Origin of the sequence: Kushneria konosiri, assembly GCF_002155145.1 — a bacterium.
GTDB lineage: Bacteria > Pseudomonadota > Gammaproteobacteria > Pseudomonadales > Halomonadaceae > Kushneria > Kushneria konosiri.
The window spans coordinates 2,307,022-2,324,082 of the sequence record NZ_CP021323.1 but is presented as its reverse complement, the minus strand read 5'-3'; the positions used below and the strand labels follow the sequence as shown (position 1 = coordinate 2,324,082).

The 17,061-nt window shown below is 59.9% G+C and carries 14 protein-coding genes; 6 read left to right on the top strand and 8 right to left on the bottom strand.

All coding sequences use genetic code 11. From position 1 onward, the window contains the following. Positions 1–98 precede the first annotated feature (98 nt). Positions 99–2,030 (top strand): alkaline phosphatase D family protein, encoded by a 1,932-nt coding sequence (locus B9G99_RS10810; protein ID WP_086622161.1) that lies wholly within the window; start codon positions 99–101, stop codon positions 2,028–2,030. An 86-nt stretch (positions 2,031–2,116) separates the two neighbouring features. Here B9G99_RS10810 and B9G99_RS10805 read toward each other — a convergent pair whose 3' ends face one another. Next, positions 2,117–3,433 carry a purine-nucleoside phosphorylase gene (locus B9G99_RS10805; RefSeq protein WP_227875787.1) on the bottom strand — a complete coding sequence of 439 codons (1,317 nt, stop codon included), beginning with the start codon at positions 3,431–3,433 and terminating at the stop codon, positions 2,117–2,119. 326 nt (positions 3,434–3,759) lie between these two features. Here B9G99_RS10805 and B9G99_RS10800 point away from each other — a divergent pair, with 326 nt between their 5' ends. Next, a complete protein-coding gene (locus tag B9G99_RS10800) occupies positions 3,760–5,334 on the top strand; it encodes a sensor domain-containing diguanylate cyclase (protein WP_086622160.1) in 1,575 nt (524 codons plus the stop codon). Between the two features lies 1 nt (position 5,335). Here B9G99_RS10800 and speB read toward each other — a convergent pair whose 3' ends face one another. From speB to B9G99_RS10775, 5 genes are all read right to left on the bottom strand, one after another. After that, positions 5,336–6,232 (bottom strand): agmatinase, encoded by an 897-nt coding sequence (gene speB / locus B9G99_RS10795; RefSeq protein ID WP_086622159.1) that lies wholly within the window; start codon positions 6,230–6,232, stop codon positions 5,336–5,338. A gap of 147 nt (positions 6,233–6,379) precedes the next feature. Continuing rightward, the gene (modC, locus tag B9G99_RS10790; RefSeq protein ID WP_086623435.1) at positions 6,380–7,444 is read right to left on the bottom strand and encodes a molybdenum ABC transporter ATP-binding protein; all 1,065 of its coding nucleotides are present in this window, start codon (positions 7,442–7,444) and stop codon (positions 6,380–6,382) included. A gap of 24 nt (positions 7,445–7,468) precedes the next feature. After that, entirely contained in the window at positions 7,469–8,173 is a 705-nt protein-coding gene (gene modB, locus B9G99_RS10785; RefSeq protein WP_086622158.1) for a molybdate ABC transporter permease subunit, read from the bottom strand. 36 nt (positions 8,174–8,209) lie between these two features. Then, entirely contained in the window at positions 8,210–8,989 is a 780-nt protein-coding gene (gene modA, locus B9G99_RS10780) for a molybdate ABC transporter substrate-binding protein (protein WP_086623434.1), read from the bottom strand. 163 nt (positions 8,990–9,152) lie between these two features. Continuing rightward, positions 9,153–9,527 (bottom strand): winged helix-turn-helix domain-containing protein, encoded by a 375-nt coding sequence (locus tag B9G99_RS10775; protein WP_086622157.1) that lies wholly within the window; start codon positions 9,525–9,527, stop codon positions 9,153–9,155. A gap of 247 nt (positions 9,528–9,774) precedes the next feature. Between B9G99_RS10775 and B9G99_RS10770 the strand changes: the two genes are divergently transcribed. Together B9G99_RS10770 and B9G99_RS10765 are read left to right on the top strand one after the other, a co-directional pair. Beyond that, positions 9,775–10,062, top strand: coding sequence for a hypothetical protein (locus B9G99_RS10770; RefSeq protein ID WP_086622156.1), 288 nt, complete (start codon positions 9,775–9,777; stop codon positions 10,060–10,062). A 195-nt stretch (positions 10,063–10,257) separates the two neighbouring features. Next, positions 10,258–10,575 (top strand): hypothetical protein, encoded by a 318-nt coding sequence (locus B9G99_RS10765; protein WP_086622155.1) that lies wholly within the window; start codon positions 10,258–10,260, stop codon positions 10,573–10,575. 92 nt (positions 10,576–10,667) lie between these two features. Here B9G99_RS10765 and B9G99_RS10760 read toward each other — a convergent pair whose 3' ends face one another. Then, on the bottom strand, positions 10,668–11,801 hold the full coding sequence (locus B9G99_RS10760) for a YncE family protein (RefSeq protein WP_086622154.1): 1,134 nt from the start codon (positions 11,799–11,801) through the stop codon (positions 10,668–10,670). A 430-nt stretch (positions 11,802–12,231) separates the two neighbouring features. On the opposite strand from B9G99_RS10760, the gene B9G99_RS10755 reads away from it, so the two are divergent. Then, on the top strand, positions 12,232–14,523 hold the full coding sequence (locus B9G99_RS10755) for a FepA family TonB-dependent siderophore receptor (protein ID WP_269466778.1): 2,292 nt from the start codon (positions 12,232–12,234) through the stop codon (positions 14,521–14,523). 95 nt (positions 14,524–14,618) lie between these two features. Beyond that, the gene (locus B9G99_RS10750; protein ID WP_086622153.1) at positions 14,619–15,596 is read left to right on the top strand and encodes an alpha/beta hydrolase; all 978 of its coding nucleotides are present in this window, start codon (positions 14,619–14,621) and stop codon (positions 15,594–15,596) included. A 45-nt stretch (positions 15,597–15,641) separates the two neighbouring features. Here B9G99_RS10750 and glpT read toward each other — a convergent pair whose 3' ends face one another. Next, positions 15,642–16,976, bottom strand: a complete 1,335-nt coding sequence (glpT, locus tag B9G99_RS10745) for a glycerol-3-phosphate transporter (protein ID WP_086623432.1) — start codon at positions 16,974–16,976, stop codon at positions 15,642–15,644. Positions 16,977–17,061 lie beyond the last annotated feature (85 nt).

The window sequence follows — 17,061 nt, the reverse complement described above, 5'->3', positions numbered from 1 at the left end:
AGGCTCGCGCAAAATCGTTGTCTTTTGTTGCGAACCGCCACGGCCCCTGTCGTTGTCATATTCCAATCGCTTCAATTTCCAACGTTATCGTGGTGAGCATGTCAAAAGCTGCACTTGAAAGAGTGGCACCGGAAGAAACGGTCCTTCACGACCTGCCCGCTGTGATTGCAGGGCCCATGCTGCGCCGCCTGCTGCCCGAGCGGATGACGCTTTGGCTGGTGGCCTCGAAACCCTTGTCACTGACACTGGTGCTTGAACGTCAGGACGGGCGCTCCGCGCGCCTGCCGCTTGATGAGAAGCGTTGCCGTCGCCTGCCCATCGGCACCCATGCCGTGGTTCACATGATCGATGTCGCCCTTTCACCGGCGCTCGATGAAGGAGAGATCTTTCACTACGACCTGCTCATTGAAAGCGAGGGTCAGCATCACGGCATTGCCGACTGGGCGCCGCAGCTGTGTCATGAGGGGGAATCCTGCCCGACCGTGCGCCATGCCATGACGCTGGCCTCCATTGCACACGGCTCATGTCGGCGGCCACATCACGATGCCCCCGATGGCCTGGCCCGGCTGGACCGGGAACTTCAGGCTCAGCGCACCACGCCCGAGCAGTGGCCCTCGCTTTTGATGATGAGCGGTGACCAGATCTACGCCGATGATGTCGCAGGCCCCATGCTTTTGGCCATTACCGCGCTGGTCAGTCGACTGGGGCTTTATCACGAGCACTTTGAGTCGGCCGAAATCAGCGACAGTCGCGCCCTGTTACAGGAGCCGTGGCTTTATCAGCGTAACCAGCTACTGCCGGCCACCCCGGAGAACACTCTGCTGCAGCGCTATTTCTTTCGCGGCAAGAAAAAACCGATCTTTACCGCGGTGGGCGCTGATAATCACCTGATCAGCCTGAGTGAAATTCTGGCGATGTATCTACTGGTCTGGTCGCCTGTCGCCTGGCAGCTCATCGAGATCGAGCCTCCCGAACTGGATGACAAGGCGGCCGAGCGCTTTGAAAGGGAGCGCAAGGCACTGGATCATTTTATCGAGGAGCTGCCTGCGGTGCGCCGCGTGCTGGCCCATCTGCCCACCTGGATGATCTTTGACGATCACGATGTAACCGACGACTGGAACCTGACCGCCCAGTGGGAGGAGACGGCGCTGGGTCACCCCTTTTCACGCCGCATCATGGGCAATGCCATGATCGGTTATCTGATCTGTCAGGGCTGGGGCAACGCGCCCGAGCGCTTTGACGATGAGCTCATGGCACAGCTTCAGGCCCATGCCCTGCACCGTGAAGAAGAAATACACAACGCCCTGATCGATACGCTACTGGCGTTTGATCGCTGGCACTATACCCTGCCGACCCGGCCGGCCATGGTGGTGCTGGATACACGAACCCGACGCTGGCCGAACGAGCGATCCCCGCACAAGCCCTCGGGCCTGATGGACTGGGAGTCACTGACCGAACTGCAGCAGGAGCTCATGGGGCATGACGCGGTCATCATGGTCTCGGCCGCGCCGGTATTTGGCGTCAAGCTGATCGAGACCGTGCAGCGCGTTTTTGTCTGGTTCAATCGCCCGCTGCTGGTGGACGCCGAAAACTGGATGTCCCACCGCGGCGCGGCCTACGTCATGCTCAATATCTTTCAACATCGCCACACCCCACAGAACTTCATCGTGTTGTCAGGGGATGTGCACTACAGCTTTGCCTATGACGTACAGCTGCGAGGACAGCATCAACGTCCCAGCATCTGGCAGGTGACCAGCAGCGGCATCCGCAACGAGTTTCCGGACACCCTGCTTGATACCCTGGACCGGATCAACCGCTGGCTGTTCGCCGCTCGCTCTCCTGTGAACTGGCTGACCAAGCGCCGCCACATGCGGATCAAACCTCGCCAGCCCGATAATCGCTCGCCTGGTGAGCGGCTGGTCAACAAGGCCGGTATCGGCCTTTTGCGACTGGATGACCAGGGACGGCCTCGGGAGATTCTTCAGCTGGGTGGTGATGATCAGGACGTGCGCTTCGAGCGCGATGATTGAACATTCTCACCCACAGCCCATGTCCCTGACAGCATAACGCCCGGCGAGTACCGGGCGTTATCGAAGAACCTGACATTAAAGCAGGTTCAGCTCGCAGCGCTGCCTGCGTCATCACCAGCCGGCGTATCACTCCCCTGGCTGTCGCCACCTTCAGACGCCGTGCCCTGTTCGGAAGAGACTGTCTCATCGCTGGACGAGGATTGATCCCCGGCCTCCTCTGAGGTTTTTTTCGGCACACCCTTTTGCCAGTCATCCCAGTCATTCACGATGGCTTCAATCAACGGATAGCCTGCACGCACCATGTTGGCCAGGGCCGGCGGATAGCCGCCCTGCTTGGCATAGCCGGTCAGGCCATCGGCATCGGAAAGCCCTTCATAAGGCCGGTTAAAGCTGGCACCGGCGCGGACCACCACGGTGCGTTCGCGCTGAAGGCGGCCAGCCTCGTCGGCACGCTTGAGCGCTGTCAGAATGGCGTTGTCCTCCTGCTGACCGGTGCAGATACTGGCCTTGTCACCGGCCACCTGCTTGCCCAGCTGGGCGGCGCGATCAGCGAGCCGGTTGCCATACCACCAGGTATCACTGGAGACGCTGTCGCACTGCACAACGGTGGGCGCCTCATTGGCAGGCGCGTAGTCATAATGCCTGCGGTAGGCTGCGGCATCATCGCTGTCGGCGAGCTCGACGCCCTTTGAAAGCTCAACGGCCCGATCCACAAGCGCATCATCGAGATGATAGAACTCGGTGCCGTACTCCTGATGCGGGTTCTGGGTGGGGGTATGGGTATTGATGCTCAGATAGCCGGTCGTCCAGTCATCGGGGATATCACGAGCATCCAGCTCCCACTGAATGCCGAAATCCACCAGATAGCGCGGCCAGGTAGGCGTGCCCAGCGTCCCCTGGTGCGGATCAATGCTGGCGACCCCCGACACCAGAAACCAGCTGTCCGAGAGGTCGAACTTCGGCGAAAACGCCAGCGTGGAAATGGAAGTTGCGGCATTGGCATAGCCTTTGCCGGTTGTCATCAGACACACGTCGTCATCGTTGCAGCTGACGCTGCCAAACGAGCCGTGCAGACCGGGCACTTCGATATCCTGTGTGGGCGCCAGCTTCTCGGCCCAGACCTTGCGCTCGGGACCAAAGGTCGTAATGACCATCGCCCGAACATGGCGAGGCTTTGAATCCTCGGCCTTCTCATCGGCGCTGTCGTTATCGCTATCGTTCGAAGACGCCGCGTCCTCGGCACGCTCGGGATGAGACGACGGCGCCTTTCCACCCTTCGCCGCGGCCTCCTGCGTCACATCGGCACCCTTGCTGTCCTGATCGGCCTTTTGTGCATCGGCCTGGGCAGGAAGGGACAGCGGCAGGGTCAGAAGTGTGGCTGCCAGCAAACGGAGATCAATCATGACATAACCTGCTGTTTCATCGAGATGGCAGGGATCATCTCACATCCTCTCGCCGGGCAATATGCCCTTTGATGGATAGGCGGATGCCCACCAGAATCCTCGCAGTGACAACGCCATTCAATTTAATTAAAATTAATAATTAAGCACCTTCTCATTTCTCCAGACAGGTGGCCTACCCTGCCATTTCGGCGATCTCGCAGTATCGAAACCGGCCGCTCCCGTCGAGACGGGGCATAAAGTTTGCGATAACTGCGCCGTTAAAAATGAAGACTTCAAGGCCTGGCTTTTTATAAAGCGCTCTTTGCCTGCATCCGCCGGAACTGTCGATGCCCTATCCGAACTCGTTGCGTAGCCGATTCATCATCACGCTATCCATCATGCTGGTGCTGGTCATGGGCATTCTGGTCTTCATTCTGCATCAGTTGATGATTCCCAATCTGATCAGCGAGGAACGCCAGAGCGCTCACGTGTACGCCAACGCGTTGCAAAAAGGCATCGATCAAAATGCCCGCGCACTTGGTGATATGGCCTATCAATGGGCAAGCTGGATCAGTACCCGGGAGTTCATGGAAGGCAGGTTGCCGGATTTTCCTCAGACCCACATTACCCCCGCCGTATTCTCCGATCACGACGCCGACATGATGGTGATCACCAACATCAACGACGGCGTCGTCTGGGTGGCTGGACGCAACCCGAGCAACGGCCGGTTTACCTCCTGTGCCACACCGGAGGGCCCCTGCCAGTGGACCATCGAACAGGTGCGTCAGATCCAGCGGCAACTGCCCATGGCCGACACCATTCCACGCATTGGCATCACTCCGGGGTTTGCCCTGCTCAGCACCTGGCCCATCGCACGTCAGGACACCCCGGTACAGTCCGGCAAGCTGACCCTGGTACGTTTTCTACCCGGACAATGGCAGCTTGACGCCGAGAATAGCGCCTCGACCCTGACACTTTCCGCCACTCGCCAAAGCACGGACATCGTCAATGGTGAGACAAGGGTAGACATTGACTCTACCAGCGACGACAGTCTGCGCCTGACGCTGGCCAGAGACAGTGCCACGCCCGGCTATCAGGTGCTGATGACCACACGTCTGGACCGTCAGGGCCTGCGTAACGGCATCGAACGCTTCAACCTGACCATGCTGGGGGCCATGGGACTTTTACTCGGACTCATGATGCTCATGCTGTGGATCTTTCGCGCTATCGTACTGCGCCCGATCGCCGAGCTTTCCCGCTATGCCGTGGCCCTGCGCCAATCTCCGGGCGAGCATCTGGAGTCACCACCCCCCTGGCTACAGGCGCGTGGCGATGAGCTGGGGATCATGGCACGCGAGTTTCAAACACTCATCAGAGAGCTCAACGACCGCAATGCACATCTCAAGGCGCTGACCAATCGTGATGCGCTGACAGGGCTTGGCAACCGACGTCTGCTGGATCGTCAGCTGCCACGCATTCTCTCCCTGACCCATCGGCTTGATCGCCCCGTGGCGCTGATCATGATCGATGTCGATCACTTCAAGCTCTACAACGACTTTTACGGTCATCCGGAAGGCGATCAGTGTCTCAAGACCATTGCCGAAACGCTCAGTGACATCTTTCAGCGTGAATCGGATCTTGTGGCCCGCATCGGCGGAGAGGAATTCGTGATCGTGCTGCCCGATTTCGATCTCGACCGCGCCATGGATATCGCTCGAGGGGTCTGTACCGCCATGGAGGCCCAGTGCCTGCCCCATGAGCCCTCACCCACCCACAAGTACGTCACCATCAGCGCCGGCGTGGCCATCTCCTCGCCCGAGCATCCGCTGGCGGGCGAGGCCTTGATCAAGCGGGCCGATGAAGCGCTCTATCAGGTCAAGAAAAGCAGTCGTAACGCGGTGGGATGTGCCAGCCCCGGCTGAGTCAGCCGCGCATGGCGATAAACGTCCACAACAGCGTAGCCGCCGCCAGCGAGGTGATCTCCTGAGGATCGTAGGGCGGCGACACTTCCACCACATCCATGCCGATCAGATTAAATTCTCGCAGGGCTTCCAGAAGCTCCAGCGCCTTCATGGTGGTAATGCCACCGATCTCGGGCGTGCCGGTGCCTGGCGCATGAGCCGGGTCCAGCACATCGATATCAAAGGTGATGTAGATGGGGGACCCCCCCATCCGCTCGCGTACCTTTTGTGCCAGCGTCTCACCATCGAGTCGCATCAGCGCGCGTGAGCTCAACCACTCCCCGCCCTGCTCGGACAGCCAGTCCCGTGTACTCGGCTCGACCGGTGAACGAAGCCCCAGGCTCAGGACACGCTCAGGGGCGACCAGCCCCTCGTCGATGGCGTTGCGCAAAAAGGTACCGTGGCCAATGTCGTCGCCGAAATGGCTGGGCCAGGTATCACAGTGGGCATCGAAATGGATCAGCGACAGCGGCTGACCCTGAAGGCGGCGCTGCGCGCGCAGCACGCCCAGCGTGGTCATGTGATCGCCCCCGGCGCACAAAAGCGTCTGTCCGGGCGCCTGCTCGCAGGCAGCCATGACGCCGGCCTCGATGCGCTTTAGCGCGTCATGCTGGCCCACCTGCATGATATCGAGATCGCCCAGATCACTGACCAGCGCACAGGGATCGGTTTCGAACTCGGGATGACGCCCGTCAGTCAGCATCATGCTGGCCCGGCGCAGCGCATTGGGCGCCATACGGGCACCCGGACGAAAGGTGACCGAGCAGTCATAGGGCAGCCCCAGAAAGGCAAAGGGCCGCGAGCTGTCCTGCGGCGCTTTCAAGAAGGTGGCGATACCCTGATACGGCAGACCAAACATGACATTCCCCTGTTCCGGCGTACAACGCACAAAAGGTGATGACGAAAGAGCGCATCCTGAGGCTGACCCAGCACCGGGTCAACGATTTAAAAGGGCACGTTATCGCACTGTTTTCAGGGTAGTCAGGAATGATCAAAAATGGCCACGCTAGCCGGCCAGACTAACGCTTCGAATCAGCGCGACCACGGCCATGCCCGGCTGTAGCCCGAGCGCCTCGGCGGCCTCGAGCGTCACGCGTGAACAGAGCTGCTGCCCCGCGAGCTCAAGAGTCACCTCAAGCGTGCCCGGGGCGCCCGGTGCCAATGAGGAAATCACCACATCAAGCTGGTTGCGAAAACTGCTGTCGTGCTGGGGTGACAACGCAATGGCCACATCCCGACGGCGTACGCGAACCCTCAGCATGCTGCCTTTGGGCTGTGTCAGCAGGGGAAGCGTCAGGCGCTGACCGTCACTGAGGGTCAGCCGTGTGGCGTGGTAGTGCTGATCGTGCGAGTTCACCTGCGCCTGTAACAGCGAGCTGGCCTCGAACCCGCCCAGCCAGGGCGTCAAATCACCGCGCGACAGCAGACGCTCCAGTGGGCCACTGGCAATGACACGGCCCTGATCCATCACCACGAGCTGCTCGGCCACAGCCATCAGCTCTTCCGGGTCGTGACTGACAAACAAAATGGGCAGGTCGATTTCGCGGGTCAGGCGCAGGATATAGTCCAGAAGCTCCTGCTTGCGTGCGCCGTCCAGGCCCGTCAGGGGCTCATCCATCAGTAGCATGTCCGGCTCGGCCAGCAGCGCCCGGCCAATCGCGACCCGCCGTGCCTCCCCTCCCGACAGCGCCCCGGGCATGCGATCCAGCAGTGCCTCGATACCCAGCAGCGACACGACTCGATCAAACGCCTCGCCACGAGTGATCCGGCGTGCGTAGATCAGGTTGCTGCGCACGCGATAATGCGGAAACAGTCGCGCCTCCTGAAAGACCACGCCCAGGCGGCGCTGATGGGGTGAAACGAAGACACCACGCTCGGTATCGACGAAGGTGCGCTCATTGAGCACGACGCGTCCCTGGTCGGGACGATCAAGGCCCGCCAGCATGCGTAACAGGGTGGTCTTGCCACTGCCTGAATGGCCAAACAGGGCCGTCACGCCCGACCCGGGCGTGGTGATGTCGACATCGACCTCAAAATTGCCCTGCCGGTGCTGGATGCACAGTTCAAGCATGCCGATCACCTTTTGACGTCATGATCATGTGGCCCGTTGGTCCCGCCCGGCCATGCGGCGACGGGTCCGACGCGCCAGCCACTCTGAGGCCACCAGCGAGATCATGGCCACCACGATCGAGATGACACACAGACGCGCTGCGGCATCTTCCATGCCGGGCGTCTGGATCAGGGAATAGAGCGCCAGCGGCAGCGTTCGAGTCTCACCGGGAATATTGGAGGCAAAGGTAATGGTGGCGCCAAATTCCGACAGTGCCCGGGCAAAGGCCAGTACAGCGCCGGTCACCAGCCCGGGCACCGCCAGGGGCAGGGTGATGGTGAAAAAGACCCGCAGCCTTGAGGCCCCCAGGGTTCGGGCGGCCGCCTCAAGCCGAGGGTCTACTGCTTCCAGCGAGAGCCTGACGGCGCGCACCAGCAGCGGAAAGGCCATGACACCGCCTGCAAGCGCCGCGCCCTGCCAGGTAAAGGGTAGCGAAATCCCCAGATGCTCATTGAGCCAGCTCCCCACGAGGCCCCGACGACCCATGATGACCAGCAGCAGATACCCCACCACCACTGGTGGCAGCACCAGGGGCAGATGGACAATGCCATCAAGCAATGACTTGCCGATAAACTCGTGGCGCGCCAGCAGCCAGGCCATGGCAATCCCCGGCACCAGGATGATCAAAAGGGCCGTGCCGGCGACCTGCAGGCTGATGCGAAGGGCTTCGATTTCAAGCGGTGTCAGCACAGTGTCATCCCGGCGCTGTGACCTGACGGGCAGCGATCAGGGCGCCTCATTTGAGTCATTCACCTCAAAGCCGTACTGCCTGAAGGTACTCCCCGCTTCCTCACTGCCCAGCCATTTCAGAAAGGCGCGAGCCTGTGGGCTCGGGTGTTTGCCCACCAGAGCGGCCGGATAGGTAATGGGGTCGTGGCTGTTGCCCGGGAACAGGCCCAGCTGATGGACGTGCTCGCCGGCCATGGCATCGGTGGCATAGACCACGCCCAGTGGCGTCTCGCCGCGCTCGACCAGCGCCAGTGCACCACGAACGTCGCTGGCGCGCGCCAGACGGGGCTCGAGTGCCTGCCACTGCCCCAGGTGCTCGAAGGCCTGTCTGGCGTAGATGCCGGCCGGCACATGATCCGGGTCCCCCACCGCGATACGGTCATTGTCCTTGAGATACCCGACCAGAGGGTGTTCGGCATCCGGCGTAAAGTCCTTGATATCACTCTTTTCAGCGGTGATCAGCGCCAGGCGATTGTTGAGCAGATCAAGACGTGCCTGAATCGGCTCCCCCTGCGCTTCGAGCCAGTCCATCCATTTCTCGTTGGCCGAAAGATAGACATCCGCCGGCGCCCCCTGGGAAATCTGTCGTGCCAGCGTCGACGAGGAGGCATAGACCGGCACGATGTCCACGTCATGATGCTGCTCGTAGCGCTCGATCAGGGTGTTCAAGACATCGGTCAGGGAAGCTGCCGCCTGAACATCGATACGCTCTGCAGCCCCTGCCGTTTGACAGCAGACTATCGTCACCATCGTGAGGGTAATAAAAGGCCTGATCATGAAATGTAAATCTTCCTTGGTGGGGAATGAAAATCCGTGCGACACCGCAAGATTCCCGATGTGCTTATACTTGCACATCGAAACAGCGTAGCTCAAATGTTCTTCCTTCGTACCGCCTCCGGGCAAGCAATGGCATCAGCGGGGCGCCACAGGGCACAAGGCGTCAAATGTCGTCATCATCAGGAGGCATCGACGTGTGCTGCAAATCGGCGAAATGAACATCCACCGCACTGCGGGTCTGCCGCTCGACACGGCGATAGCGCGCGATGATGTCCAGACCCAGCGGTGTCAGACAGGCGCCGCCATGGGCCGCACCTCCCTTGCTCGAGCGCACCAGCGGCTGATCGAAGGCGCCGTTGAGGGCATCAATCAGGTGTCGCGTCTTGCGATAACTGATGCTGGTTTGTCTGGCGGCGGCGGCGACGGAACCGGTCTCCTGAACGGCCTCCAGCAGGGCAACCTTGCCAGGACCAAGAATCAGACCGTTGTCGAATACAAGACGCAGCTTGGTCTCGGGACAGGACACCTTGATGGTCATGACGATCCCATCTCCTCTGGAATAACAGGGCAGTTGTTATAACACGCGTCCTCAAGGGCTGCAGACAATGCCGACATGCCCCCTGAGAAGGCACGCTACAGGCTCACTTTTCTGTCATGGATCTCGATAGGATCACCGGGGCCTGAACGCGGGGTCTTCCGAGAGTTGTGTTACCCCATCAGACGGACCAGGCTTTTATCAGCAGGTCAATGACCTGCCAGCTCTCAACCCGGGGAAGGAAAACACGATGAAAGCGATATGGCTTGCCGCCGTGGCACTGACACTGGCGGCCACTCCAGCACTTGCCAGTGACATGGATGCCGATGACGGGCAAATGCAGAGCAACCAGGCACACGAACAGCACCAGCAAAGTGCCCCTTCCAGTAACACGGAAGCCGAACCCACGACAGACAAAAAGGATCAGGATGGGCGAACGACACGACAGAGCGATGACATGAGTCTGGATATCGATCAAAAGGAGCGTGCCGAGTCCAGTCACGGTGACATGAGCCTGGAGGATGACAAGACCCCCTGATGTGATGGGCCGACATTGGACGCAACAGGACATCTAGCGCCCACTGTCTGCTCCCCTTCCCGGGGCTGAAGAGGCGCTCGGGCATCAGGCTGCTTTCACGGCCCTGATCTATAGTGTGTTTGACCGATACCCTCAGGCTCTGTCGCAGCCACTGTTAAAGGCTTGGCAGCACAATCCTGATACAGGAGAACCCGCATGAAAGCAGCATGGATTGCCCCCTTCCTTCTGGCACTGGCCGCCACTCCGGCGCTGGCAGCAGATACCGGCAACAATGATCAACAAACCACCCAGACACAGGGCAGCGTATCGCCCAACGCCATCAATCCCGGCCAGGGCAAACAGCCTGACGGCCATACCCAGGGCGGCGATAATCAGCAGCATACGGATGATTTCGGCTCTTCCAGCGTTTCCAGCCCGGAAAGCGACTCCGATAACGCATCAGACGCTGATGATGCCAGCGAAGATGGCAAATCGGGCACCGACAGCAGCGCCAGTGCCGGCAGCAAGGGCTGAGCCACAGGGCTGCGCTTTTGTCAGAACATTAAAAACGGCCTCCCACAGGGAGGCCGTTTCACAAAAGCTTCGGACATTAAACGTCGTCAGTATCAGGGCTTGATATGGATGACGCTGTCGGGCTTGTCGGTCTGATGATTCTCATCGAGCTTCTGCTTGAGGGAAACATAGGCTCCGGAGACATCCGAGATGGCCGTCAGACTGTTGGGCATCAGCGGCGTTGTGATCGTGTCGAGCAGTTTGTGGCTCTCCCGATCAAAGAGCGTCACCGTCTGCGCCTTGCGATTGGTCACATAGAGACGATCACCTGTCAGCATCAACGCCAGTGTTCCTTCGCCGCTTTTCAGCGTATCGACAACCTTGCCGTTTTGCGTGTCCAGAATCGTCACATTGCCGCTGTTGGCATTGGTGACATACAGCTGGTGCCTGTCGCTATCAAGGGCCAGATTCAGCGGGCCTTCGCCACCGGTGGACCACTTTGAAAGGATCCTGTGACTGTCCATGTCGACTGCGCGCACCGCGTTGTCCTTCATGGTGGAAACATAGATCCGACCGGCGTCATGATCCACGGCAAGACCGGTCGCCCAGGTCCCGAATCCTTCGATGGTATCGTCAAGGGTCAGGTCTTCACCGTCGATGACCCACAAGACGCTCTTGTCGCCCACGCCGGTCACATAAAGCGTATTGCTCTGCTCATCAACGCTGAGCTGACGCGGATTGGGACCAAAGACGTCGTTCTTTTTCGCCTCGGCCTTTTCCGCGTCGGTAGCAAGCGCCAGATGGCGGGTGGTGTTGTCATCCAGATTGATGGCACTCACGCTCTTATCGAGCGTATGGCCAACAAACAGCGTATGTGTTTTCTCGTTGAGCGCCAGACCAAAGGGTTTTTGATCCAGCCTGATGGTGTCCTTGATCTCAAGCGTCTGCGGGTCGAGGCGATAGATGTTACCCCCCTCACCTTCACCATAATTGTCGCTGGCGCCCTGGCCGAAGCCGCCGGTGGCTGCCACATAGATCGACTGCTGCGAGGGGCTGAAGACCAGCTCATACAGCCCCACGTCGATGTCCTTTTGAGCCACGACACGATCGGCCGTTTGCTGCTGCGTTCCGGCCTGCTGCTGACCTGGCTCACCCGCCACCGCCCAGGGCGCCGACAGGGTCACAACCCCCAGCGCGATCAGCGCACCCTGCAGTATTCGAGTGCGACGAAAAGATGTCTTTGGCATGAACGACTCTCACAATGAAATGCAGTATTGAATGTGCCCGGAAGACTAGCACACGAATGAAAATGATTCTCAACCATCATCGTCATGTCCCTGACTTTCAGAGCGGTGCGCCCTCCTGAAACGCCGCCGGTCATGGAAACACCATGGATGTTATCCAAAGCGCGATACCGACTTTTAGCGACTGATGCTGTTTCTCTTCCAGGGCACTGGCGTCAGCCAGCCCTGTCAAAAATTACCCGGCTTCGACTGTTATCAAACTTAACCCAATGATTTTCAAGAAAAGCTGAAAAGCCTTTACTTGCAAATGATAATAATTAACATTGCGATTCCTAAAGATGCACTGATAACAACAATTCCCAGGGCGCCATAAACGCGACCGGCCCAGCGAACCTTCACGATCGACACGACATAACAGGGAACCCTTCAAGAGATGCCACGTTCAACGTCAGGTCATACGACGACAGTTGCCATTGCGCTGGCGGTTTCAGCGCCCATGTTTTATGCAGGCTCGGCACTGGCTACGGCTCAATCTACAGACGACCTGCGTCAGCAGCTTGAGAGCAGGGCCACCGCGGCTGATGCGCCTGCGCCGGTGATCACCGTCGACCATGCCGACGATCTGGAAGACATGGTGGTACTGGGCACCGCCGAACAGACGCTCAAGCAGGCCCCGGGCGTTTCAATCATCACTCGTGAAGATATTGAAAAGCGCCCGCCGGCCAATGACCTCTCCGACATTATCCGCCGCATGCCGGGGGTCAATCTCACCGGCAACAGTGCCTCGGGGCAGCGTGGCAACAACCGTCAGATCGACATTCGTGGCATGGGTCCGGAAAACACCCTGATCCTGATCGATGGCAAACCGGTCAGCTCGCGCAACTCGGTCCGCTACGGCTGGCGCGGTGAGCGAGACTCCAGAGGCGACACCAACTGGGTGCCGCCGGAGATGGTCGAGCGCATAGAGGTATTGCGTGGCCCGGCCGCTGCACGCTATGGCTCCGGTGCGGCAGGTGGCGTGGTCAACATCATCACCAGACGCCCGACCGAACAGTGGATGGGCTCGGTGACCACCTTTACCAGCACGCCCACCAACAGTGAAGAAGGTGCCACCAAACGCGCCAACTTCAACCTGGCAGGTCCACTGACAGACGACCTGAGCCTCCGGCTTTATGGCAGCGCCAACAGGACCGACGCTGACGACCCCGACATCAACGCAGACGCCCCCGGTGACAGCACGTTGAACACATCGGCCGGCCGCGAGGGCGTTCGCAACCGGGACATCAATGCCGTGCTTTCCTGGCAGGCAACCGACGATCAGCTGCTGGATCTCGAGATGGGCTATTCCCGCCAGGGCAATATCTATACCGGTGACTCGCAAAACAACCAGCGCAACGATTTGACCGAAACTCTTGCCAATGGTGGCGCCGAGACCAATCGCCTCTATCGACAAAATGTGGCGTTGACCCATACCGGTCAATGGGAGGACATGGACACCCGAGTGACAGCACAGTATGAGCGCACCCGAAATACCCGCCTCAACGAGGGAACGGCCGGACGCTTTGAAGGCACCATCGGTGGTGGCAGTGACGACGCCAATTATGCCAGCAGTGAGTTCAACGCCTATCGTCTCGGCGCCGAAGCCGATTACTTCACCAGCCGCGTGTTCGAACAGGTCATCACCTTCGGCGGCGAGTGGAACCGGGATACGCTGGAAGACCCCGGCAATACCAACCAGAGCTTCGGTGAAGCCGGTAATCTGGCCGGGTTTGCTCCCAACGGAGATGACAGGGCAAGCGTCGAACTTGGCGGCGTCTATATCGAGGACAACATCGAGCTGCGCCCGGGCACCATCGTTACGCCCGGGCTGCGGTTTGACCATCACAGCGAGGCCGGCAGACACTGGAGCCCGAGCCTGAATGCGTCACAGGAACTCGGCCATCACATCACCCTCAAGGCCGGCGTTGCACGGGCCTTCAAGGCCCCCAATCTCTATCAGACCAATCCGAACTATCTGCTCTATTCCCGCGGTAACGGCTGTCCGGTCGGTTCTCAAAACGCCTGTTATCTGGTCGGCAATGAGGATCTCGACGCCGAGACCAGCATCAACAAAGAAATCGGCATCGAGTATCGCAAGGATGAGCTGGTAGCGGGACTGACCTATTTTCGCAACGACTACAGGGACAAGATCGTCTCCGGGCTCGACCCCGTCGCCGTGACCGGTAACGGCACCAACGTACTTCAGTGGCGCAATGCCGAGCGTGCCGTCGTGCAGGGGCTTGAAGGCAACCTTCAGGTGCCGTTGACCGATAGCCTGTTGTGGAGCAATAACGTCACCTGGATGATCGAGTCCAAAGACAAGGCGACCGGTGACCCGCTCTCCATCATTCCGGAATTTACGCTCAACTCGACGCTGGACTGGACCCTCAGCGAGCGGCTCAACACCCAGCTCTACTGGACGGCCTATGGCAAACAGGAAGCACCCTCGCAGCCCAACTCCCGCGTTCAGGAGCGTACCGGGGTCAATGATGATAGCGTCTCGCCCTACAGCATCGTGGGCGCCAATGTGGGCTACACCTTCAACGACCATCTGCGCGGCAGCTTTGGCGTCAGAAATCTGTTCGACAAGCGCCTCTACCGCGAGGGCAACAGCAGCAGCGCCGGAGCCGCCACCTACAATGAACCGGGCCGAGCAATTTATTCATCACTGACCGCTTCATTCTGATAGCCTCATTTCAACCGCCAGACAATTACCGTGCCATCGGAGCAAACGCGCGACGGCGCGGTCACAAGGATGACCATGATTCGACAAGAGGCCATATGACACTGCCCCCTGACCTTGATGACACCAGACGCCGGCTGCTCAAGGGTGCCAGCGCCACTGCCCTGCTGGCGCTTTTGCCCGGTGCGTTCTGGTCCCTGCCGGCCAGCGCCAGCGATGACTTCAACCAGCCACTGCCGCCGGGCATCGCCGAGACAGGCTCCAGCGTCTACGATTTTCGAATACACCGTCTGGCGAGTCCCGATGGAGCGCGCCACTACCGTATTACCGTGGCCATTCCCAAAAAGGCGCCTCCTGAGGCCGGCTACGCGCCGATCTATCTACTTGACGGCAATGCCGCACTGGCCGCGCTTAATGAGCAGCATCTAAAAGCGATGGATGCTGCCACACCGCCGGTTCTGATTGCGCTGGGTTACGACACGGACCGCCGCTTTGATGTCGAAGCACGTCAGTGGGACTACACCCCGAGACATCCAAAGCAGGACCCGATCGTTGACGATCGTCATCCCGAGCGTCGCGGGGGCGGCGCCGACGACTTTATCAAGCTGCTCGATGACACCATTATGGCGGAGGCCGAACGCGACCTGCCCATCAACACCTCCGAGCGTGCCATCTGGGGGCACTCCTTTGGTGGGCTGTTTGTTCTACATGCGCTTTTCACTCACCCTTCACTGTTCGATCACTGGTATGCCGCCAGCCCGACACTTCACTGGAACGGCTATCAGGTGCTGCAGGAAGCGGATCGCTTTCGCTGGCCGGAGGATCGCCATGGCAGCGCCCTGTTGATGCGTGGCGATGCCGAGCTCGAACGCCGCGGCCCCTACTCCAACGGCGGCAGCGACAGCCAGATCAACAACCAGCTACGAGCGCTGGCACAGCGAATGGATGACATGCCAGGCCTTGATGCACGCTTTGAAGTGCTGGAAGGCATGGGCCACGGCGCCGCGCTGGTGCGCTCGCTCAAGCTGGCACTCTCGGACATCAGTGGCGCGACGCTGATTACCGGGTCCGACTGACCGGCCCGCCTGGCACGCCGGTCAGTCGGAGGCCTCATGCTCGCCTCAGCCAGCGCGACTGGCCGGGGCCTGACGAAGCGTCAGCGCCAGCAGCAGGATGGCCAGAATGCAGGCCCCCACCAGCAGCGCAAACCCGCCGTCCCAGCCGTAATGGTCAACGGTATAGCCCACCATCGCACTGGCTGCGACCGAGCCGCCCAGATAGCCGAAAAGCCCGGTAAAGCCGGCAGCGGTGCCGGCGGCCTTTTTGGGCACCAGCTCCAGCGCGTGCAGCCCGATCAGCATGACCGGTCCATAGATCAAAAAGCCGATGGCAATCAGACACAGCATGTCGATGGTCGGGTTACCCGGCGGATTGAACCAGTAAAGCACGGTGAAGACCGTGACCAGCGCCATGAAGCAGATACCGGTCGCGCCACGATTGCCGCGAAACAGCTTATCGGAGAGCCAGCCGCACAAAAGCGTGCCGGGAATGCCGGCCCACTCGTAGAGAAAGTAGGCCCAGGAAGACTTGTCGACCGTAAAGTGCTTCACCTCCTGCAGATAGGTCGGCGCCCAGTCGAGCACGCCGTAACGCAGCAGATAGACAAAGACGTTGGCAAGGGCAATGCACCACAGCAGACGGTTTTTCAGTATGTGCTCGACAAAGATTTCCCGCGCGGAAAACTCTCGCTCGTGGCTGTCGTCATAGCCTTCCGGATAGTCATTTTTGTACTTTTCGATCGGCGGCAGCCCGCAGGTCTGCGGCGTATCGCGCATGGTCAACAGCGCAAAGACGGCCACACCCACGGCGACGGCCGCCGGCACATAAAAGGCCGAGCGCCAGTCATTGAACCAGGCCATGCCCAGAATGAACAACGGTCCGATCAGACCGCCGCCCACGTTGTGCGCAACATTCCAGACCGACACTACCCCGCCGCGTTCGTGCTTTGACCACCAGTGCACCATGGTCCGCCCGCACGGTGGCCACCCCATGCCCTGTACCCAGCCATTGAGAAACAGCAGTACGAACATGATGGCGATACTGGAGGTCGCCCACTCGGAAAAGCCGAACAAAAACATGATCAGCGCCGAGCACAAAAGCCCGGCGGGCAGGAAATAGCGCGGATTGGAGCGGTCCGACACCGCCCCCATCAAAAACTTGGAAATGCCGTAGGCGATCGAGACACCGGCCAGCGCCAGTCCCAGATCCCCGCGGGAGTATCCCTGCTCCACAAGACTGGGAATGGCGAGGGTAAAGTTCTTTCGAACCAGATAGTAACCGGCATAGCCGATGAAGATACCGGCAAAGATCTGCCAGCGCAGGCGCTTGTAGGTGCTGTCGATCTCCGCCTCGGGAAGCGGCTTGCCGGGTCGCCCGGCCTTGAAGATTCCGTACATGAATGCCTCGATGTCTGTGACATGACGCGCCACCGGGCGTCCTGCCCAAAAGGGGCAGACCCGTGTCATGGCGCTGTCATAAAAA